Origin of the sequence: Sphingomonas sp. 3-13AW (assembly GCF_049311085.1) — a bacterium.
In the GTDB taxonomy this organism is placed as follows: Bacteria; Pseudomonadota; Alphaproteobacteria; order Sphingomonadales; family Sphingomonadaceae; genus Sphingomonas.
Map to the genome: position 1 here is coordinate 1 of NZ_JASNVZ010000022.1, position 20,213 is coordinate 20,213.

General features: G+C 66.5%; 21 protein-coding genes. 5 read left to right on the plus strand and 16 right to left on the minus strand.

All coding sequences use genetic code 11. The features are described 5' to 3' along the window. Positions 1-454 precede the first annotated feature (454 nt). The 10 genes from QP045_RS17240 to QP045_RS17285 all read right to left on the minus strand — a co-directional run bounded on the left by QP045_RS17240 (position 455) and on the right by QP045_RS17285 (position 10,718). Positions 455-1,234: a 3-keto-disaccharide hydrolase gene (locus QP045_RS17240; RefSeq protein ID WP_422516236.1), complete on the minus strand. Its 780-nt coding sequence runs from the start codon at positions 1,232-1,234 to the stop codon at positions 455-457. Beyond that, complete coding sequence (locus QP045_RS17245) at positions 1,231-2,649, minus strand: Gfo/Idh/MocA family protein (RefSeq protein ID WP_422516237.1); 1,419 nt, start codon at positions 2,647-2,649, stop codon at positions 1,231-1,233. The genes QP045_RS17240 and QP045_RS17245 overlap by 4 nt, the downstream gene beginning before the upstream one ends. A gap of 74 nt (positions 2,650-2,723) precedes the next feature. Beyond that, on the minus strand, positions 2,724-4,403 hold the full coding sequence (locus QP045_RS17250) for a GMC family oxidoreductase (RefSeq protein WP_422516238.1): 1,680 nt from the start codon (positions 4,401-4,403) through the stop codon (positions 2,724-2,726). 23 nt (positions 4,404-4,426) lie between these two features. Further along, on the minus strand, positions 4,427-5,269 hold the full coding sequence (locus QP045_RS17255; RefSeq protein WP_422516239.1) for a sugar phosphate isomerase/epimerase family protein: 843 nt from the start codon (positions 5,267-5,269) through the stop codon (positions 4,427-4,429). Continuing rightward, positions 5,266-5,835, minus strand: a complete 570-nt coding sequence (locus QP045_RS17260) for a gluconate 2-dehydrogenase subunit 3 family protein (RefSeq protein WP_422516240.1) — start codon at positions 5,833-5,835, stop codon at positions 5,266-5,268. The genes QP045_RS17255 and QP045_RS17260 overlap by 4 nt, the downstream gene beginning before the upstream one ends. 133 nt (positions 5,836-5,968) lie before the next feature. Then, on the minus strand, positions 5,969-6,880 hold the full coding sequence (locus tag QP045_RS17265; protein WP_422516241.1) for a hydroxypyruvate isomerase family protein: 912 nt from the start codon (positions 6,878-6,880) through the stop codon (positions 5,969-5,971). Positions 6,881-6,893: 13 nt separating this feature from the next. Continuing rightward, on the minus strand, positions 6,894-7,265 hold the full coding sequence (locus QP045_RS17270; RefSeq protein ID WP_422516242.1) for a c-type cytochrome: 372 nt from the start codon (positions 7,263-7,265) through the stop codon (positions 6,894-6,896). Beyond that, positions 7,262-8,410 carry a Gfo/Idh/MocA family protein gene (locus QP045_RS17275; protein ID WP_422516243.1) on the minus strand — a complete coding sequence of 383 codons (1,149 nt, stop codon included), beginning with the start codon at positions 8,408-8,410 and terminating at the stop codon, positions 7,262-7,264. The genes QP045_RS17270 and QP045_RS17275 overlap by 4 nt, the downstream gene beginning before the upstream one ends. Further along, positions 8,407-9,471: a sugar phosphate isomerase/epimerase family protein gene (locus QP045_RS17280; RefSeq protein ID WP_422516244.1), complete on the minus strand. Its 1,065-nt coding sequence runs from the start codon at positions 9,469-9,471 to the stop codon at positions 8,407-8,409. Before QP045_RS17280 ends, QP045_RS17275 begins: the two co-directional genes overlap by 4 nt. Continuing rightward, a complete protein-coding gene (locus QP045_RS17285; protein ID WP_422516245.1) occupies positions 9,468-10,718 on the minus strand; it encodes an MFS transporter in 1,251 nt (416 codons plus the stop codon). Before QP045_RS17285 ends, QP045_RS17280 begins: the two co-directional genes overlap by 4 nt. Positions 10,719-10,846: 128 nt before the next feature. On the opposite strand from QP045_RS17285, the gene QP045_RS17290 reads away from it, so the two are divergent. From QP045_RS17290 to QP045_RS17300, 3 genes are all read left to right on the plus strand, one after another. Then, on the plus strand, positions 10,847-11,854 hold the full coding sequence (locus QP045_RS17290) for a LacI family DNA-binding transcriptional regulator (protein WP_422516246.1): 1,008 nt from the start codon (positions 10,847-10,849) through the stop codon (positions 11,852-11,854). Between the two features lie 72 nt (positions 11,855-11,926). Beyond that, complete coding sequence (locus QP045_RS17295; protein ID WP_422516247.1) at positions 11,927-12,289, plus strand: hypothetical protein; 363 nt, start codon at positions 11,927-11,929, stop codon at positions 12,287-12,289. Between the two features lie 93 nt (positions 12,290-12,382). Further along, positions 12,383-12,649, plus strand: a complete 267-nt coding sequence (locus tag QP045_RS17300) for a hypothetical protein (protein WP_422516248.1) — start codon at positions 12,383-12,385, stop codon at positions 12,647-12,649. Positions 12,650-12,682: 33 nt separating this feature from the next. Here the strand turns inward: QP045_RS17300 and bdcA are convergent, their stop codons facing one another. Further along, positions 12,683-13,396 (minus strand): SDR family oxidoreductase, encoded by a 714-nt coding sequence (gene bdcA, locus QP045_RS17305; protein ID WP_422516249.1) that lies wholly within the window; start codon positions 13,394-13,396, stop codon positions 12,683-12,685. Positions 13,397-13,468: 72 nt separating this feature from the next. Here bdcA and QP045_RS17310 point away from each other — a divergent pair, with 72 nt between their 5' ends. Further along, complete coding sequence (locus tag QP045_RS17310; RefSeq protein WP_422516250.1) at positions 13,469-14,071, plus strand: TetR/AcrR family transcriptional regulator; 603 nt, start codon at positions 13,469-13,471, stop codon at positions 14,069-14,071. 15 nt (positions 14,072-14,086) lie between these two features. Here the strand turns inward: QP045_RS17310 and QP045_RS17315 are convergent, their stop codons facing one another. Then, on the minus strand, positions 14,087-14,593 hold the full coding sequence (locus QP045_RS17315) for a cupin domain-containing protein (RefSeq protein WP_422516251.1): 507 nt from the start codon (positions 14,591-14,593) through the stop codon (positions 14,087-14,089). Between the two features lie 242 nt (positions 14,594-14,835). Between QP045_RS17315 and QP045_RS17320 the strand changes: the two genes are divergently transcribed. Continuing rightward, positions 14,836-15,174 (plus strand): hypothetical protein, encoded by a 339-nt coding sequence (locus tag QP045_RS17320; protein WP_422516252.1) that lies wholly within the window; start codon positions 14,836-14,838, stop codon positions 15,172-15,174. A 39-nt stretch (positions 15,175-15,213) separates the two neighbouring features. Here QP045_RS17320 and QP045_RS17325 read toward each other — a convergent pair whose 3' ends face one another. The 4 genes from QP045_RS17325 to QP045_RS17340 form a co-directional block, all read right to left on the minus strand. Next, positions 15,214-18,219 carry a PAS domain S-box protein gene (locus QP045_RS17325; protein ID WP_422516253.1) on the minus strand — a complete coding sequence of 1,002 codons (3,006 nt, stop codon included), beginning with the start codon at positions 18,217-18,219 and terminating at the stop codon, positions 15,214-15,216. A 39-nt stretch (positions 18,220-18,258) separates the two neighbouring features. Next, a complete protein-coding gene (locus QP045_RS17330) occupies positions 18,259-18,903 on the minus strand; it encodes a hemerythrin domain-containing protein (protein WP_422516254.1) in 645 nt (214 codons plus the stop codon). Positions 18,904-18,930: 27 nt separating this feature from the next. Then, a complete protein-coding gene (locus QP045_RS17335; protein ID WP_422516255.1) occupies positions 18,931-19,569 on the minus strand; it encodes an SGNH/GDSL hydrolase family protein in 639 nt (212 codons plus the stop codon). 312 nt (positions 19,570-19,881) lie between these two features. Further along, on the minus strand, positions 19,882-20,028 hold the full coding sequence (locus tag QP045_RS17340) for a hypothetical protein (protein WP_422516256.1): 147 nt from the start codon (positions 20,026-20,028) through the stop codon (positions 19,882-19,884). Positions 20,029-20,213 lie beyond the last annotated feature (185 nt).

Genomic DNA, 20,213 nt, shown 5'->3' on the forward strand with positions numbered 1-20,213 from the left:
GCAGAAGCTCCCCGATGATCGCCCACTCCGCGTCCGACACATCCCCTCGACCCAACGCCGCCTCCAAAAGGCAGTCTTGAATCAGAGATCAGGCGGCTTGGGAATCCACTATGTCAACACGGCCTAGGGGCCGGCAGAATTGGCGCCTCTGTACGCTTGCGAGAGGGGACGGCGGTCGGCGCCGCAGGGTCATTCTGCAGAGAAGGTAACGCGTCGACAGCAGAAAGCGGTTTCCGCCTCGGGCGGGTAACTTCCGCGACGCTCACAGGAATTTGGGTTTCAAGCTAGCAGTGTGGAAAGCGCTCGGCGCTCGAGGCGCTGCACAGAGCCGTTCGTCAGCGCGAGCGCTAGATACGCCGCCCAACAGGGCCGCCGGCTATGCGTCAATTGGGCGCTATGAAAGGGCGAAAAGGCGAAAGAGGGCGCCGCCAAATGGGGCGCGCGCCCTCTCCCATTACTTCAGTTCGCGAATCCAGATCGAGCGGAAGCTGATCGGCGCGCTGGGGTCGCCATGATCCTGAAGCTTGATCGGCGAAGGGCCGTGCGCCTTGTACTGGGGCTTGCCGACGTAGGTGGTCTCACCCTTCAGGGCGACGTTGTTCTGGACCAGGACGCCGTTGTGGAAGACCGTGACCACGGCCGGGCTCTTCAACGACCCGTCGCCCGCGAACACCGGTGCCGTCCAGATCACGTCGTAGCTCTGCCATTCGCCCGGCGCGCGCATCGCGTTCGCAAGCGGCGCGAACTGCTTGTAGATGCTGCTCGCCTGGCCGTTGACATAGGTCTTGTTGCGGTAGCTATCCATGATCTGGAGCTCATAGCCGGCATCACCGCCGCCGGTGGATGCCAGGAACAGGCCGCTGTTGCCGCGGGCCTGGCCCTCGCCCGTAATCCCCTTGGGGATACGCCATTCCATGTGCAGCTGGTAACTGCCGAAGCGCCGCCGCGTCTCGATGTTGCCGGTGCCCTTTCGCACCGTCAGCACGCCGTCGGCGACCGTCCATTTCGCCGGACCCTTGTCCTTGACAGAAACCCACTCGTTCAGGTTCTTGCCGTCGAACAGCACCACGGCGTCGGATGGGGCCGGAACGCTAGTCGCAGGTCCGGGGGTGACGATCGGCGGCTCCGGCTGCCACACCTCGGTGTCCTCCGGACGCGGTCCCGATGCGGTCTGCGCGGCGAACGCGGCTCCGGCGAGGCCGAGGAGTGCGACGGCGGCGGCCTTGGCGATCATAGTTCCCATCCCTTGCGATATTCCCGGTCGAGGAAGCGGTTCGCGTCCGGCACATTGGTGATCCGGCCGGAGGCGCCGTCATATTCGATCGGCTGGTCCGCGCGCATCGCGACCATTCCAAGCAACATCGTTTCGTTGAGCGGTACGGCCACCGAGAAGGGCGAGGAAATCGCCTCCTCGCCTCGAATCGCCCGGATCCAGTTCATCTCATGCCCGTCGCGCCCGCCGATGATGCGCGGCAGCGACACGGGGATGGCGGCTGCACGCGCCGCCACACCATCACCGATCAGCACCGGCTTTTCGCCATAGGTGTCGTGCATCAACATGCCCTGGTCGCCGATGTAGAGCACGCCGCCGTCCGGGTTCATGCGCGCGGTCGCGGGCATCGCGACCGGTGTCGGCGGCATCAACCCGCCGTCGTACCAGGTCATCGTCAGCGGCCCGCCCTTGGCGGCACCGAAGTGATAGGTGGTGATGTTGGCGAGCGGATAGCTGCCGAGGTCGGCCGGCGGCTTGCCGTCCCAGATATTGTCGTCGCCACCCCAGCGGCTGTGCCGCGTCTCGATCCGCGTCGGCAGGCCGGGCTCGAGCGCCCAGACGGGGAAGTCGACGAGATGCGCGCCCATGTCCCCGAGCGACCCGATCCCGAACGGCACCCATCCGCGCCAGTTGAAGTGCGCGTAATCGGGGTGATAGCCCCAATCGACCGCCGCCGGCCCGAGCCAGACGTCCCAGTCGAGCGAGGCGGGCTTGGGAACCGCGGTCGGACGCGCCTCCCCCTGCGGCCAGAGCGGGCGGTTGGTCCAGGAGTGGACTTCGCGGACGCGGCCGATCGCGCCACCGCGGATCAACTCCACCACGCGCCGGCCGTCGTCGCCGGAATGCCCCTGGTTACCCATTTGGGTTACCAGCTTGGGATTGCGGCGAGCGAGGTCGAGCAGCGTGCGTCCCTCACGCACCGTATAGGTCAGCGGCTTTTGCACATAGACGTGGATGCCGCGCTCCATCGCTGCCTTGGCGGCGACCGCATGGTGATGATCGGGCGTCGCGATCACCACCGCGTCGATGTCTTTGCGGGCATCGAACATCCGCCGATAGTCGGCGAACTTCTCGGCGCGGTCATAGGCGGCCTTGAGCGGCTGCATCTGCGGCCGTGCAGCGCCTTTGTTGTCCACGAAGGACTTGGCGACGTGCGCGAGGTCGACATCGGCGATCGCGACGATGTTCTGGCTGGTGAGCTTCGCCATGTTCTGCGAGCCCATGCCGCCGGCACCGATCGCCGCGACATTCACGCGATCGCTGGGAGCGATACGCCGGGCGGACGCCTGCCCCGGCAGGCTCAGCAGGCCCGCGGTCGCCGTCGCGCCCGCCAGCCAGTCACGACGGCTCAGGCCCGCCTTCGTCTCTGTCGCCATGTTCTTCCCCTCGGCGTAAGGCGCTGTCGGCCCCTCACCGGAGCCGACAGCAAGGCTGTGCGCTGGAACGGAGCCTATGCGCGCTTGATCTGGCGGACCGCATGGTCGGCCGCACGCGCCGTCAGCGCCATGAAGGTCAGCGACGGATTGACGCAGGCGATCGACGCCATCTGCGCGCCGTCGGTGACGTACAGATTGGGCGCATCATGGGCCTGGCTGAACCCGTTGAGCACCGATGCCCGCGGGTCCTTGCCCATGCGCGCGCCGCCCATCTCGTGGATGGCGTCGCCCGGGACATGCTCGTTCTGCCAGCTTTTCACGTTGGTCAGGCCGGCGTTGCGCAGCATCTCCTCGCCCTGGGTCCGGGCGTCCGCCATCATCCGCAGCTCGTTGTCGCGGAACGTCACGTCGAAACGGACCAGCGGCACCCCGAAGCGGTCGAGCTTGCTCGAATGGAGCGAGATGCGGTTGTCCTTGTAGGGCAGGCATTCGCCGAACGCGCCCATGCCGAACTTCCACGGCGCATAGCCGCGCATGCCCTGCTTCATCGAGGCGCCAAAGCCGACCGGCTTGGCCGGGTCGCGCCGTGCGCTGCCCTGATAGCCATAGCCGCGCTTGAAGCCGACATCCTCCGGACGTCCCGCGACGTTGCGGAACTTCGGAATATAGACGCCGCCCGGGCGCCGCCCATATTCGATATATTCGGTCATGCCGGGGATCTCGCCCTCGATATTGACCCGGAAGATGTGGTCCATGACGTAGCGGCCGAGCGTGCCGCTGCTGTCGAAGTAGCTGCGGTCGCTGCCCGGAGCGCGCGAGTTCAACATGATCTGCGTGGAGGCGATCGCCGACGCACACAGGAACACCAGGTCGGCCTGGACCACCTGCGCCTGCCCCGTCTTGGCGTCGACATAGCGCACGCCGGTCACGCGCTTCTTGGCGGGATCATATTCCACGTTGGTGACGACCGCATCCGACTGGAGCGTCAGGCGGCCGGTGGCGCGCGCCGCCGGCAGCGTGACCGCCTGGGTCGAGAAATAGGCGCCGAACGAGCAGCCGTTCCCGCATTGGTTGCGCATCTGGCACTTGGTGCGGTTCTGCTCCGGCTTGTCCTCCGTCAGGTTGGACAGGCGCGTGTTGATGAGCTTGCGGCCCGGGAACTCGGTCTCCAGCCGCGTCTTGAGCCACTTCTCGGCGACGTTCATAGGGATCGGCGGCTGGAACTCGCTGTCCGGCAGATAGGGCAGGTTCTCCCGCGAACCCGACACGCCGATGTACTTCTCCACATAGCTGTACCAGGGCGCGATGTCGTCATAGCCGATCGGCCACTCGCCATCGATGCCCTCACGCTTGTTCGCCTCGAAGTCCTCGGGCGCCCAGCGGAAGCTCCAGCGACCCCAGATCAGCGACTTGCCGCCAACCGCACCCGGCCGGATCCAGTAGAACTTCTCGCCCTCGTCATAGGCATAGGGGTTCAGCCGGTCGTCGTTGTAGAACAACTGGTTGCTGGGCGCGACATAGCCGTAGCGGGCGATGAAATAATCGCTCTCCACCAGGGACTTGGGCATGATGTTGCGCGCCGGCACCTCAAAGGCGGGCTTGCCGTCATAGGGATAGTCCTGGCCGTGCTCGACCATCACGCCGCGGTCGAGCATCAGCACGCGCAGCCCCTTTTCGGTGAGTTCCTTGGCAGCAAAGCCGCCGCTGACGCCGGAACCCACGACGATTGCGTCGAACCTGTTGGTCGAAGCCATGATCTTTCCTCTCCCGGTACCGGTCAGTAACGCAGCGCGCGCAGCGTTTTGAAGCTGGTGGTGACGTCCGGCAGATAGGGCGCCGGCGCCTCGTCATTCTCGACATAGAAGTGCTTCACGCCGGCACTTCCCTTCCGCTTGAACATGGCGGCGAAGTCGGTCTTGCCGGCCCCTACCGCGGTCATGCTGCCGTCGGGGCGCATGTCCTTGACGTGATAGGCATAGATGCGGTTGCCCAGGCGGTCGATCAGCGCGCCGGGGTCTTCGCCCGCACGCCCCGCCCAATAGAGATCGAGCTCAATCCGAACCAGATTGGGGTCCGTTTCCTTCAGGAGACGCTCGTAAAGGCTGACCCCGCCCGGCTTGTTGGTGAACTCGAAATCATGGTTGTGATAGGCAAAGCCGAGGCCGGCCTGCTTCAGGTCGGCGGCAAAGCGGTTGAAGTTGGGGATCGCCGCCTGCCAACCCTGCTCCGTACGGTGCTGGTCGGTCATATAGGGAAGGACGACCGTGTCGGCGCCCAGCGTCTTCGCCATCGCGACCGAGCGGTCGAAGTTGCTGAGCAGCGTGTCGTAGCCGATGTGGACCGACGGCGCGCGAAGGCCCAGCCGGTTCATCGTGTCGCGCAGCATGGCGGGGTCCATCGCCTCATAGCCGCCGCCGCCGTACTCGACTTCCTTGTAGCCGATCTTCGCCAGCTTCTCGAGCGTGCCCGCCGGGTCTTTCTGGAAGATGTCGCGCACGGTGTAGAGCTGCAGGCCGATCGCATTGATCTGCGCGGCCGAAGCGGCGGGGATGAGCTTCCCCGCAACGGCAAGCGCCGCGACGCCGCCCGCGCCGCCGAGCATGGTCCGACGGCTGATCATGCGCTGTAGACCTTGTTGACCTGGGAATAGGGGAAGGCGCCGTTGTACTCGCCGGGGACCGGCAGATACTCGCGCTCCTGCGTGATGCCGACTTCCGACGTGTAATAGCCGGTGATGACAAGCTGCCGGAACGCCTCGAAGAAGGTCGCGCCCTTGGGCAGCTGGTCGTTCATCGCGAGCGTCAGCAGTGCGTCCTGCTGCGCCGGCTTCGCCTGCGCCGCGGGAACGCGATAGTCGCGCAGGCTGCGCGCCTCGATCGCCGCCAGCCCCTCCAGGATCGGCACGCGGTCGCCCGGGGAGCCCCAGTCGGCCAGCAGCTTCTCGATGAAGGCGGGCACGCCGGCCGTGATTGCGCCGGGCGTATCGGTGGTGGGAATGACCCGCTCGCTGAGCGCCGACACCAGCGCGCGCTGCGCCGGGGTGAACACGGCGACGCTGGGCGGTCCCTCGCTGATCACCGGCACGCGCGACGCCTGGGCAGCGCCGGCGGCGCGCGCGATCGGCGCGAACACGGCCGCACCGAACATCCCGACCACGCCGGCCAGCGCGGTTCTACGATCGATCACTTGGCTTCTCCCCCAAAAACTGAGCGGAATCCCGCTTCGGGCTGCCGACGGGTGCCGATATTCCGGAACCCTGTGGGCGATTCATGATGCTCTGGCGAAGACAGGCCGCGAGCCGCGTGCCGCACCCCCGCCCTCATTGCGCGTCGATCGCGCGATAGGCGGCGATCAGCCGCTCTTCCCCCGCGCGTCCCTTGATTGAATTGCCATGTTCCATGCCGATCACGCCGGCATAGCGGCGCTGGCGCAGCCACCGGACGATGTTGGCATAGTGGATTTCGCCGGTGCCGGGCTCGTTGCGCCCCGGATTGTCGCCGAACTGGATATAGCCGATCTCGCTCCAGCAGCTGTCCATCACCGGGATCAGGTTCCCGGACTGGATCTGCTCGTGATACACGTCGGCCAGGATCTTCACCCCGGGGCTGTTGGCGCCGCGCGCCACCGCATAGCCCTGCGCAATGCTCTGCATATAGACGCCGGGGTGGTTGGTGCGGGTGTTGAGCGGCTCCATCACCATCGCGATGCCGTGCGGTGCGACGATGTCGCCGGCCCGGCGCATGACGTCGATCACCCGCGCGGTCTGGATCTCCACCGGAACCTTGGGATCCATGAAGCCGGTCACCACCGTCATCCGGTTGGCATTGAGGCGCTTGGCAACCTCGATGGAACTGCGAATGTCGGCCAGGAACGCCTCCCGCTCCGCGCCGTCGTTGGCACCCAGCAGCGGGCGCGACTGCGACCATTTCGGCATGCTTGCCACGAACACGCCCATCGCCATGCCACGCTGCTGCAGCGCCTTTGCCATGCGCTCCTGCTCCGCGACCGGCCGTGCGCGCGCCTCATTGTCTTCCCAGGCGGTGAACCCCTGGTCGGCGGCAAAGGCGATCTGCTCGATCAACCCGCCGCGGCTGGCGAAGCTGCCCTCATGCGGCGCGTAGGCAAGCGAGAAGCGCGCGGCGTTGGAACCGCCCCCCTGCGCAAGACCCGCGCTCGCCGCCAACGGCGCGACAGCGCCCGCGGCGAGTACGGCGCGGCGCGAGATCGTCATGCCCCCCGTCCCGTCATTTACCGCTCTGCGCCTTCAGGAACGCGATGATCGCTGCTCGCTTGGCCGGATCGGCCATGCCGATCGGCATCCGCGTACCCGGCACCTTCTTCGTCGGCGCGGCGAGATACTGGTCGAGTGTCGCCTCATCCCAGCGCAGCTTCGACGCCTTCATCGCGTTGGAATAGTTGAAGCCGGGGACCGAGGCTGCGGGACGCCCCACCACGCCGTTGAGGTTCGGGCCGATACCGTTGCGGCCGCCCTTGTCCACGGTGTGGCACGCCTTGCAGGCGGCAAATGCGGGCGGCGTCGCGGTCTGCGCGAGGGCGGGTGTCGCGGTCACGGCGAGCATCGCTGCTGCCGCTCCCAGGCCTAGGGTACGCTTCATACACTCTCTCCAGGATCGATACTGGTCCATTTCCGGTCCGTGGCCGCATTGGCGATCACGGCCTCGACGAACTTCATGGTGCGAACCCCGTCCGCGACACCGGGGAACCAGCTGCCCCCCTCGTCGCGGATCGCAGCGGCAAAACCGCGATAGAGGTTGGCGAAAGCCTCGACATAGCCTTCGGGATGTCCGGCCGGCGTACGCAGCAGTCCGGCCGCGCCTTCGCTCAGCCCGGGGCCACCCGCCCGCACCATCTCGGCCGGCCGGTCGAGCCAGCGCAGCGTCAGCGTGTTGGGCTCCATCTGCGCCCATTCGAGCCCGCCGCGCTCACCATAGATACGCAGGCGAAGGCCGTTCTCCTCGCCCGCTGCGACCTGGGTCGCCTTCAGCGTCCCGCGCGCCCCACCGTCGAAGCGCAGCAGCGCGCTCACATCATCGTCGAGCCGCCGCCCGGGCACATGGATCGCAAGGTCCGCCGATACCGCCTCCGTCCTGAGGCCGGAGACATGCTCGGCAAGGTGGAAGGCGTGGGTGCCGATGTCGCCCAGGCAGCCACCAAGGCCTGCGCGAGCCGGATCGGTGCGCCACTCCGCCTGCTTGTTGCCGGCGTTGTCGATGGGATCGCTCAGCCAGCCCTGCAGATATTCGACCTGCACTAGCCGGATCGCGCCAAAATCCCCGCGTGCGACGCGCGCCCGCGCCTCTTCCACCAGCGCATAGCCGCTATAGGTGAAGGCGAGGCCGAAATGGCGGCCACTCGCCTCGGCAGCCGCCGCAATGGCCTGCGCCTCGGCAACGCTCATCGCCATCGGCTTTTCGCAGAACACGTGGAAGCCCGCTTCCAGTGCCGCGATCGCCATCGGCGCGTGGAGATGATTGGGGGTGACGACCGATACCGCGTCGATCCGCGCGTCGGCGGGCAGCGCGCGCTCGCCCGCGAGCATCGCGTCAAACGTCGGATAGACCCGTGCCGGATCGAGCGCGAGCACCTCGCCGGTGCGGACATTGCGTCCGGCATCGGTGCTGAACGCACCGGCGACGAGGCGCCAGTCGCCGTCGATGGCCGCCGCCATGCGATGGACCGCACCGATGAACGCGCCCTCGCCGCCGCCCACCATGCCGAGCAGGAGCGGCCGCCGCATCATTCCGCCTCGCCCTTCAGGCCCATCAGCGCGCGGATCGCGGCACGATCGACACCGCTTGCGGCGAAATCGTCGAACGGGCGCTCGGTGACGTGGATGATATGGTCGCGGATGAACGGCGCCCCCTCACGCGCGCCGTCCTCGGCACGCTTGAGCGCACACTCCCATTCCAGCACCGCCCAGCCGTCATAGCCATATTGGGCAAGCTTGCTGAAGACGCCGACGAAGTCGACCTGCCCGTCGCCGGTCGAGCGGAAACGCCCGGCCCGGTTCACCCAGCTCTCATAGCCGCCATAGACGCCCGTCCGACCGGTCGGGTTAAACTCGGCATCCTTCACGTGGAAGCAGGAAATCCGGTCGTGATAGCGATCGATGAAGTCGAGATAGTCGAGCTGTTGCAGCACATAGTGCGAAGGGTCGAACAGCATCCGCGCGCGCGGGTGATGGCCAACCGCATTCAGGAACCGCTCCCAGCTGGCACCGTCGTGAATGTCCTCGCCGGGGTGAAGCTCGAACGCGCAGTCGACGCCGACATCCTCGAATACTTCCAGGATCGGCAGCCAGCGGCGGGCGAGTTCGGTGAACGCTTCCTCGACCAGGCCGGCCGGACGCTGCGGCCACGGATAGACATAGGGCCAGGCAAGCGCGCCCGAGAAAGTGGCATGCGCCGTCAGCCCCAGATTGGCGCTGGCGCGGGCGGCGAGCTTGACCTGCTCGACGGCCCAGGCCTGGCGCTCGGCGGGCTTGCCGTGGAGCTCGGCGGGCGCAAACCCGTCGAACAGGCTGTCATAGGCCGGGTGGACCGCGACCAGCTGGCCCTGAAGGTGAGTAGAGAGCTCGGTCGGCTCCACGCCGAACTGCGCAAGCCGCCCGCGCAGATCGTCGCAATAATCCTTGCTCTCGGCCGCCGTCTTCAGGTCGAACAGGCGGGTGTCGCACGGAATCTGCACCCCGACATAGCCGAGCTTGCCGGCCCATTCGGCCAGATGGTCGAGCGTGTCGAACGGTGCCGCATCGCCCATGAACTGCGCCAGGAAAATGCCCGGCCCCTTCATCCCACTCATATGCTGGCCTCCTGCCGGCTGTTGTCGCGGAAGGTCAGCTGGAACAGGATCGCCACCACCGCTGCCGCGACCGCGGGGTACCACCACATCTGCTGCCAGTCGGCGACGCTGGGGGTCGCCGGAAGCTGGGCATAGAGAAGCCCACCGATCTGCGAACCGAGCAGCATGCCCACGCCATAGGTGAACAGCGTCAGCATCCCCTGCGCCTGGGCGTTGACGCCCTTGGGCGCAGCGATGGTGCCGGTGTAGATCGCGCCCGCCACGAAGAAGAAGTCATAGCAAACGCCGTGCAGCGCCACGCCCAGGTAGATCGCCCACAGCGAGTCGCCGCCGTCGCCGATCGCGAACAGCGCATAGCGCACCGCCCAGGCGATCATGCCGACCAGCAGTAACGGCTTCACGCCGAAGCGGCGATAGAGCCACGGCATCGAGAACATGAACGCGAGCTCGGACATCTGCCCGATCGACATGGTGCCACCGACATTCTCGATGCCGGCCGTGCCGATATAGGCGGACGCATAGGCGTAATACATCGCCAGCGGGATCGAGATGAGCGTCGCCGCGGTGATGAAGACCAGATAGGAGCGATTGCGCATCAGGCCGAACGCCTCGACGCACAGCACCTGGCGGATCACGCTCTCGTCGCGCGGCGCATCGGCTTCGACGCTGGGCAGCGTGATGCTGTAGAGGCCGAGCGCGATGGAGACGACCGCGGCGATGGTGAAGATCTGCGGGCTGGCCGAAAGCCCCGCCCAGCCGATGATCAGCCCGGCGGCGATCCAGCCGAGCGTGCCGAACGCGCGCACGAACGGGAAACGGTCGACTCGCTCGCCGAAGCTCTTGAGCGCGATGGTGTTCGCAAGACCGACGGTCGGCATGTAGAGGATCATGTAGCCCAGCAGCAGCCAGACGAAGCTGTTGCCATGCTCGGGCGTGATCAGCGACGGCAGCACGAACAACAGGACGCCGCCGATGAGGTGCAGGGTCACCATCAGCATCTTCGGCGTCAAGTAACGCGCCGCCGCCATACCGAGCAGGAAAGAGCCGACGATCGAGGCGATCGGCCCGACCGAAAAGGCGTTGGCGATCAGGTTGCCGATGCCGACGGTTTGCATGACGAGACCCAAGGTCACGTTCCACGCGCCCCAGATGAAGAACTGCATGAACATCAGCGCACTCAGGCGCCCTGTCAGCATTGCAGGAGCCGGACGCACGATCCCCGGCGGGACATTTTCGGCAGCGAGCATTCGCGCATCCTCTCCATGGCAGGTTGTCCTGCTCTTCCAATGCGGGAAGACTATGGAGGCAAAAGTCAGATGTAAAGGATTACATCCTACCTATCGACACGGCCCGTCGCACCGCACATGACGTAGCGATGGCAACGATCATCCAGGTAGCAGAACAGGCGGGCGTTTCGACCGCGACGGTGTCGCGGGTGCTCAGCCAGCCCGACCGCGTTGCCCTGCGCACCCGCGAGCGGGTCCTCGAAGTCGTCCAGGCGCTCGGCTACCAGCCCAATGTTGCCGCCCGCACCCTGCGCACGCACCGCGCCGCCAAGATCCTGCTGACGGTTCCGGATATTTCGAATCCCTTTTTCGCGAGCGTCATCCGCGGGGCCGAAGAGGCCGCGCGCGACGCCGGCTATGCGGTGATGCTGGGCGATACCCGCCACGATCCCGAGGTGGAGGATCAATATGCCGACATGTTGTCGCGACGTGAGGTGGACGGCCTGATCTTCCTGGGCCACCGATTGCCCGCCAGCCTCGCGCCGCTGCTGGCGCGGGAGGGTGGCTTCGCGCCGGTCGTGAACGGATGCGAGTACAGTCCGAACATCGGCGTACCGAGCGTGCACATCGACAATGCGGCGGCGGGCAGCGACGCGATCGACCATCTGGTCGGGCTCGGCCACCGGGCGATCGGCCTCATCACCGGGCCGGAGATCAGCCCGATCAGCCGCGACCGCCTGGCAGGAGCAATGCGCGCGGCCGATCGGCATGGCCTGGGCGGAGCGCTACAGGTCCAGGTCGGAGACTATTCGGCGGAGTCGGCCTTCGCGCACATGCGGGCGCTGATCGAGCGCCGGGTGACGGCGGTATTTTGCTTCAGCGACGAAATGGCGATCGGCGCGATGCGCGCAATCCGGGAAGCCGGCCTCTCCTGCCCCGCGCAGGTTTCCGTGATCGGCTTTGACGACCTGCCCCTCGCCAGCTTCTTCCAGCCCGCGCTCACCACCATCGCCCAGCCCAAGGGGCGGATCGGCCGGTGCGCGGTGGAACTGCTCGTCGCGCTGCTCGGCGGCTCCGAGCCCCCTGCCCGGCAAGTGACGCTTCAGCACCAGTTGGTCGTGCGCAACAGCACCGCGCCCACTCCGCGAGCGCCCTAGCCGGGACCTGTTCGCAACCTCGAGCGCGCCCGTCCGTTGGAACTCCACGCCTTTCGATGTGGAGAGTTCGACATGCGCACCGGTTTCCTGATGATCGCCAGTACCCTGCTCCTCCCCGCCGCCGCGGTTGCCCAGCAATCCCACCCCGCGGGCCATGGCACCGCCGGCACGCATACCACGCCCGGACAGCCGACGCAGAGCCAGACTTCGCGCCCCAGCGACCGGCCGGCCACGCCCAACGAACAGAGCCAGGGTGGCGGCACCAACAACACCGGCACCGTCGCCACCGGCCAGACCGGGTCAGGCGCGACCGCATCGACCACGCCGGACACGATCCCGCCGACCGGCGACACCGTGGGCCAGCCGGGCTCGACGCTCGGGACCGGCAGCACCGCCACGACCAGCGAAGCGCCCAAGCCGGGTACGCCGCGCTGAACCCCGCCGGGCGCGGTTCGGGATCGACACCCGAAACCGCGCCCGCGCCCGGATGGCGCTTGGGTCCTGCCCGCGACCCCGCTAAGGTCGGCCATGGACTTTGATCAGCTTCTCGTTCGCTTCTTCGGCACCGACGACCTTTCCGGCCTCACCGCGGAACAGGTCTCGGAAGGCGTGGAGCAACTTCGGCTCGAATTCGGGCTGGAACAGGACGGCGGCCGCCGTTTCGCACTCTGGTGCCTGATGTACATGCTCGGCGCCGCCCCCGACCTGGATGTCGCATTCAAGGATGCGGACGATCGGGAAGCGGCGCGCGACTTCATGGATGCGATCGACGCCGAAAACGACGAAGACGACTAGCGCCGTCCACCCCGACGACGCCGGTCAAGCTCGTCAGGCACCAAAGGCCCCGTCGATGGTGTGCATCGCACCCGTCACGAACCCTGCTTCCGGACCGGCAAGATACGCGACCATCCCGGCAACTTCCTCGGGCTTGCCGTGGCGCTTGATCGCCATGAAGCCATGCAGCAGGTCGCGCATCGGCCCGTCGGCGGGATTGGCGTCCGTGTCGATCGGGCCCGGCTGGACGACGTTGACCGTGATCCCGCGCGCGGCGAAGTCGCGTGCCAGCCCGCGCGCCAGGCCCTGCAAAGCGGACTTGCTGACCGCGTAGGACGCCATCCCAGGCACGGGCATCCGATCGCCGTTCACCGATCCGATCACGATGATGCGGCCGCCCTCGGGCATCTGCCGCGCGGCCTCGACCGAGGCGTGATACGGCGCATGGATGTTGATCCGGAACAGCCGGTCGATCGCATCCGGGTCTTGATCCAGCGCATCACCGAATACCGCGATCCCGGAATTCACCACCAGCACGTCGAGCGGGCCGCTTTCCCGCACGCGTGCGATAACGGCGTCGCGATCGGCGCTGTCGGCCGCGAACGCCTCGCTCCCGGTTTCCGCCGCGAGCTTCTCGGCGGCCTCGCGCGAACCGTTGAAGGTGAAGTGCACCTTCGCGCCTTCGCTGGCGAAGCGGCGCACGATCGCGGCGCCGATACCCCGGCTGCCGCCAAGAACGAGAACGGATTTTCCTGCGAATGCGGCCATGGGGACGTTCCTTGCTGATTAATGTAAGACGCGCTACATAAACAGCACCAGACACCGTCAAGGATTTGTGTAGTGCATCCTACAAATAAGCCACGCACGAGAGGTCGGCCGCGCCGGTTCGATCCCGATGCGGCGGTGGAGAAGGCGCAGCAGCTTTTCCACGCACGCGGCTATGACGCAGTGAGCGTGGCCGATGTGACGGAAGCCTTGGGTATCAATCCGCCCAGCTTCTATGCCGCCTTCGGCAACAAGGCGGGGCTCTATGGCCGTATTCTCCAGCGTTGGGCGGACCATGGCGCGATCCCGATTGCGGACATCCTGCTCCCGGACCGCCCGGTCGACGAGGCGCTGGCGGCGCTCCTGGAGGAGGCCGCCCGGCGCTACGCGGCCAGCGCCGCGGATCCGGCCGCTGCCGGTTGCATGGTGCTCGAAGGCGTCCGCTGCAACGATCCGGATGCGCGCGAGACGGCTCTCGCGTTCAGGCGAGCAGCCGAGGAAATGGTGCGCGACCATGTTGCCGCACGCCATCCCGAACAGGCCCGGGAACTGAGCGAGTTCGTAGCCACCGTCATGACCGGCATGTCCGCAAAGGCGCGCGACGGACATGGCGTGGATCAACTCCTCGCCACGGCCCGCCTCGCCGGCAGTGCCATCAGGGAAGCGCTCTCGGAGTGAACGCTCCCGCCACGCTTACTTCGCGGCGGGCAATTTCACTCCCAAAAGGACCAGCCGCTCCCCGGTGATGCCGAACCAGTGCGGCACGCCGGCAGGGATCAGCACGACGTCGCCAGGCCCCAGGGTCCGGGTCGTGCCGTCGTCGATGCGACTTCCCTCCACCAGCCCGGGCCTGCTGGTCTTTGCCTCCGCCATCGTTCCGCCGGCGACCAGCGTGCCCGCGCCTTCCAGGACGATCGCATATTCCGCCTCGGTCGGGTGGACAGCGGGCCGCCCGGGCTTTTTCCAGATCTCGACTGCCGCGACGGTCTCTCCATCGCGCACCACCGGCCGCCACATGAAACCCTGGTCCGGCTTCATTTCGGCAAGCATCGCCTGTGTCTGGGCACGGACGTCCGCTCCCGTCGCGAAGCCGAATGCCGTGGGGGCTTGCCCCGACGCCGTCTGCGCGTCGGCAGCCCGGACGCCGAAGGCTGTGGCGAGCAGCAGCGACGCCGCGAGTGCTTTGGAAATGGTCTTCACCGCATCTCTCCCCTCGCTCCCGCCGGCTCTGCAGTGTCCGTGCGTGGTTCGACGGCCGAAGGTGCCACAGAAGAACGGTGGCGCACAGGGGCAGGTTTTCGTTTCCGCGTCGCGGTGCGCGAAGCGAGCCGGAAGCAACCATCGCCGCCGCCATTCCCGCTCGGTATCTCCGCGACCTTCGTGTAGGGGTGCGCGCGACGGCGCCTGCGGCAGGCTACCGAAGCACGGATCCTGACAGGCACATGGCGCGCAAGCATTCGAGATACGACCCGTACGAAGGCCAGGAGCCTGACGACACCGCTGCTGCGCCGCCGCCGCCCTGCTGGCTCTGTGGCCGGCCGACGGGAAAGACGATCGTCTGGCACCATCCGGTTCCCAAGAGCCGCGGCGGACGCGATGTCGTGCCGATGCACCCGATCTGCCAGCAGACAGTTACGGCGAACTTCACGAACTCCGAACTTCAGCGCTACGGCATGGATGTGGATTTGCTGCTGGCGAACCCGGCCATCCAGAAGTTCGTCGCCTGGGTGGCCAAGAAGGATCCGGACTTCACCGCCACCATCACGAAGAAGCAACGCTGATCCTCGCATAGCGGCGCCGGACGCAGGGGGCGGCCGGCCCTATGTCTCGATCAGGTTCCTGATCCGCGTGGCGAGATCATCGACGGAGAACGGCTTGATCAGGACGTGCATCCCCGGGGCGAGGTGCCCGTGGCTCAGGACCGCGTTTTCCGCATAGCCGGTGACGAACAGGATCTTGAGATCCGGGCGCACCCCGCGCGCAGCATCGGCGACCTGCCTGCCGTTCATGCCACCCGGCAGGCCCACGTCCGTGATCAGCAGGTCGATCCGCTGCTCCGAGTTCAGGACCTTCAATCCCGTGGGGCCGTCCACAGCCTCGATCGCGGTATAGCCAAGGTCGGTCAGGACCTCCGTCACCAGCATCCGGACCGTCGGCTCGTCGTCCACGATCAGCACGGTCTCCCCCGCTTCGGCGCGCGGAGTGGGGTCCTTGCTGAGCTCAAGCCCCACCCGCTCCGCCTCGCCGAAGTGGCGCGGCAGGTAGATGCACACGGTCGTGCCCTGGCCGAGCTCCGAGTAGATCGCCACCGATCCCCCCGACTGCTTGGCAAAGCCATAGATCATGGACAGGCCCAGCCCCGTCCCCTCGCCGATGGGCTTGGTCGTGAAGAACGGGTCGAATGCCTTGGCGATGACGCTCGGAGGCATGCCGGTGCCGGTGTCGGACACGCACAGCGAGACATACTGGCCGGGTTCCAGCCCGCGTTCGGCAGCGACGCGCTCGTCCATCCAGCGATTGGCCGTCTCGATGGTGATCTTGCCTCCGTCCGGCATCGCGTCGCGGGCATTGATGCACAGGTTCAGGATGGCGTTCTCCAGCTGGCTCGGATCGATGAGGCTTGGCCAAAGGCCGGCCGCGTTGACGGATTCCACCTCGATCGCCGGGCCCACCGTCCGCCCGATGAGTTCCTCCATCCCGAAGATGAGCTGTTTCAGGTCCGTGGGCTTGGGCGCGAGTGTCTGGCGGCGCGAGAAGGCGAGCAGCCGGTGCGTCAGTGCGGCTGCGCGCTTCGCGGCACCCTGTGCGGCACCCACATAGCGCTCGACCTCGGCCAGGCGGCCCTGCGCGATGCGGATCTGCATCATCTCCAGGCTGCCCGAGATGCCGGTCAGCAGATTGTTGAAATCGTGCGCGAGCCCGCCGGTAAGCTGGCCGACGGCTTCCATCTTCTGCGACTGGCGCAGTGCATCCTGCGCGGCGACGAGCTCTTCGGTGCGCTGCGCTACCCGAAGCTCCAGCGTCTCGTTGAGCTCCCGCAAGGCTTCCTCGGCGCGCTTGCGATCCGTCAGGTCGAGCATGGCGCCGATCATGCGCACGGCCTTGCCGTCGTCGTCGCGGAACACCTGGCCGCGACCCAGCACGTCGGCGAAGCTGCCGTCGGTGCGACAGAACCGGTATTCCGCTGACCAATGATCCTCCGGGCTGTCGATCACCGCCTGGATCGAGGCGTTGATCCGGTCGCGGTCTTCGGGGTGGATATGTTCGAACCACCAGCCGCCGGTCGGCTCCACCTCATCCTCGCCATATCCGAACCGGACGTGGAGCGCCTCGTTCCACTCCACGCAGCCGTCGACCAGGTTCCAGTCCCAGATCGCATCGTTCGTTGCCCTGGCCACCAGGCGATAGCGCTGCTCGGTTTCGCGCAGCACCGCGTCCGCGGCACGACGCTCCGTTTCGTCGCGCGCAATCTTGATGAAGCCGGTGATCGCCTGCTGGGCATCGTGCAGCGGGCGAACCGAACCATTGGCAAAGAATCGGGAGCCGTCCCGCCGCATGTGCCAGCGTTCGTCGTTCGCGCAGCCCTCGGCACGCGCAGTCGCCAGTTCCTCGGCGGGCGCGCCGGCCGACCGGTCTTCGGGGGTAAAGAGGATGTCGGCGCTGTTGCCCACGATCTGTTCGGCCGACCAGCCGAAGATCGCCTCGGCACCGGACGTCCAGTCCACCACTATGTTGTCGGGATCGACCGTGAAGATCGAGTGATCCTTCACCCCTTCAAGGATGCGGCGATTCCGCTCTTCGCTTTCCCGAAGCTCGCGCGCTGCCTTGTGCGCGGCAGTCGCGTCATGGCCTTCCACGAAGATGCCGGTGACCTGCCCGCTCTCATCCAGGATCGGCTCGAAGATGAAGTCCAGGATCCGCTGTTCCGGAGCGTTCTCCGGCGATTGCAGACGTATCGGCACATGATCGGCGACAAAGCGCTCGCCCGTCGCAAACACCCGGTCGAGCAGTTCGTAGATGCCTTGGTTCTTGAGTTCGGGGAATGCTTCGCGCACCGTCCTGCCGACGAACTGGCGGTCGCCGAACAGGCGCCGGTAGGTCGCATTCGCAAATTCGAACATATGGTCCGGACCATGCAGGATGGTGATGAAGCCGGGGGCCTGTTCGAACAGCTGCCGCTGCCGTTCGGTGTCGGCTGCGCGACGCCGCTCGGCGAGCACCTGCTCGGTGATTTCCACGCACGGGCAGAAGAAGCCCGCGATCGCCCCGGTTTCGTCGCGAATGGGCGTGTAGGAGAAGGAGAAATGCGTCTCCTCGGGATAGCCCTTGCGCAGCATCAGAAGCTGGATGTCGGCCATGTGGACGGGCACGCCGGAAAAGGCCTGGGCCACGATCGGCTGGAGATCGGCGCGGATCTCCGACCACACATCGAGGAAGTCCCGGCCCAGGGCCGACGGATGCTTGCCGGCGAGGATCTCGGCATAGCCGTCGTTGTAGAGAAGGGTGCGATCGGGGCCCCAGGCCAGGAACATCGGCTGGTTCGCGGACAGCATCACGCCGGTCAGCGTCTTCAGCGGCTGCGGCCAGGTCGCGGGAAGACCGAGCGGCGTCGACGACCAGTCATATTCGCGGATGCGCGCCCCCATCCCCCCGCCGTCGGCCAGGAAGTCGAGTGCGGGCGCTGCGTCGGCATCATAAGAAAACATGGCGATGGTGAACTCTTGCCCGGCGTTCAGATTGCGGCTCGATAGGGACTGCGATGGCGGGAAACGACAGGCCCGGCGTGCAGCAGGACCGGCGACGGCGGATCGGCTATGCCGAGCCATCACGCCGTTCCTCACTACCCAGGCTCCCCTGCCCCCGATTCAGGCGAGCTTGAAGCCCTCCTTGTTCATCGCGGCGGTGATGTGCTTGTTCTGCGCCTCCGATAGCTGCTGGCGCAGCCTGGGGAAGAGGTCCTCCTCCTCTTCACGCATGTGCTTTTCGATGAGTCCGCGAAATTCCTTGAGCTTGGGAAGCCACCCGGCGTCACTTTTCGCCATCTCGGTCAGGTCGAAGAGGTACTGCTTCACATAGCCATGTTCGTGATTCAGATGGTCGGCGGCCTCGGAAAGGCCCTGGTCCCGCATCATGGCGTAAACGACATTCTCCTCCTGGAAGGCATGCTTGCCGATCGCATGCTTCAACTGCATCAGCAGGAACGAGCGACGCCCGCTATCCTCCTCGGAGGTCTTCTCCAGAAGGTCGAAGATCTTGAGCGTGGCAGTATGTTCTGCCGCCAATGCCGTGTCCCAGCTGCCTGCCATCACCGTCGGCGCCTGTACGGCAGCCTTGCGCAGCAAGTTGGCGAACAATCCGGCTACTGCACCAGTTGCCGCGCCGATCGCGACGGTACGGCCAAAGCCTCCCGAAGATGATGCCTGTGTCGTCGCCATTTGCGTGCTCCTCACGTGTCGGAGGTCAACGACGGCGTACGGTCGCTGTTCCGCAAAAAGCAACGGCGAGGTCAATGCCTGTTTCGTTGGTGGTCGAGGCGTTCAGCACCAGATGGAGGAACGTCCGCTCGGCACCTGTCGCACAAGCTCGGCGATGACTGCCGTGATCTTCTCGCCCCCGGCGGCGGAAGGCTCGATCGGGTTGGCATAGTCGGCCGGGTCCGTGCAGATCAGCCGCAGGTCTACCACCGGCAAGCCGCGCTGGAAGGCGGCCCGGGTGATCACGTCGTTGAACAGGGCGAGTGCCGCCACCACCAGTCGGTGCTGCGGCTCGGGATAATTCGCGTCATAGATGGTGCAGACCGCGGTCGGCAGGTTCCGCTTCATCACGGCATCGATCATGCGCGTGTAGGACGCGGCGAAGCTTGCTTGCGCACCGGCGAGCAGTTCAATGGCGTCCGCAACTGTCCCTGCACTCTCGCTCAGCACCGAAGCGTGACCAAGGGCGTCATTGCCGCCCACGGAGACGATCAAGTGCGTGGCGTCCGCGGGGATGCGGCCGATCTGACGGCGCTCGACGTCGCCCGTTACGTCGCCATCGACCGCCACCAGGCTCACGCGCCAGTTCTTGCCAAGCCGCGCACGAAGCTGTTCCGCGACATCCGGCTCCGGCGTGACATAGGCGCGGTTGTCGAGGATGGAATCGCCCAGCAGCGCCACATGGTTCATCGTCTGTGTCATTCGTCCCTTTGCAGTGGCCATGCCCCAGGATGCGCGGCGTCTCGGCCACGGCATCGTCGGACCGGACCAGCGCCTGCATGCCCGGTTGCGGACTGAGGGGAATGAGCATCGCTCGCGCGAGTTCCGATGGCGCGCGGAATGCGGCGGCGGATCCGCGGCAGACGGGACAGAACATAGGTCCTGCGGACGGTGAGACCGAACCCGCTAAAGTCCCATTCTCTTGAGCTTCGCTGCGATGACGTCGGTCACCGGCGTGTTTCGCGCGACACGGTTGAGCGCCGTCCGCAACCTTGAGTGGGCGTTCCGGTACGCCTACCACCGCGTGCGCCTGGCAAGGCGGGTCGCATAGGCCGCCGGCGCCTCGAGCTTGAGCTCCTCGGCTGCCAGAAGCGCTTCGACGATCTCCAGCGCTTCCCGAAGCCCCTCGGCCCGGCCGGCCCGAAACTCGTCGTTCTTCATCACTGCCCTCCTGGAAGCGCCGGCACCGACCCAAGCACGAGCCCAGGGCCCCGATACGCGCAATCCCGATCAGCCGAAACTCCCGCGCAGGGATGCATGCGCGATCGCAGACCGGCGTCGAAGGTGTCCGGCTTCGTCGGCGTCGGAGAAGCCACCGGAAGACTCGATGCAGTAGGAGGGGTCGA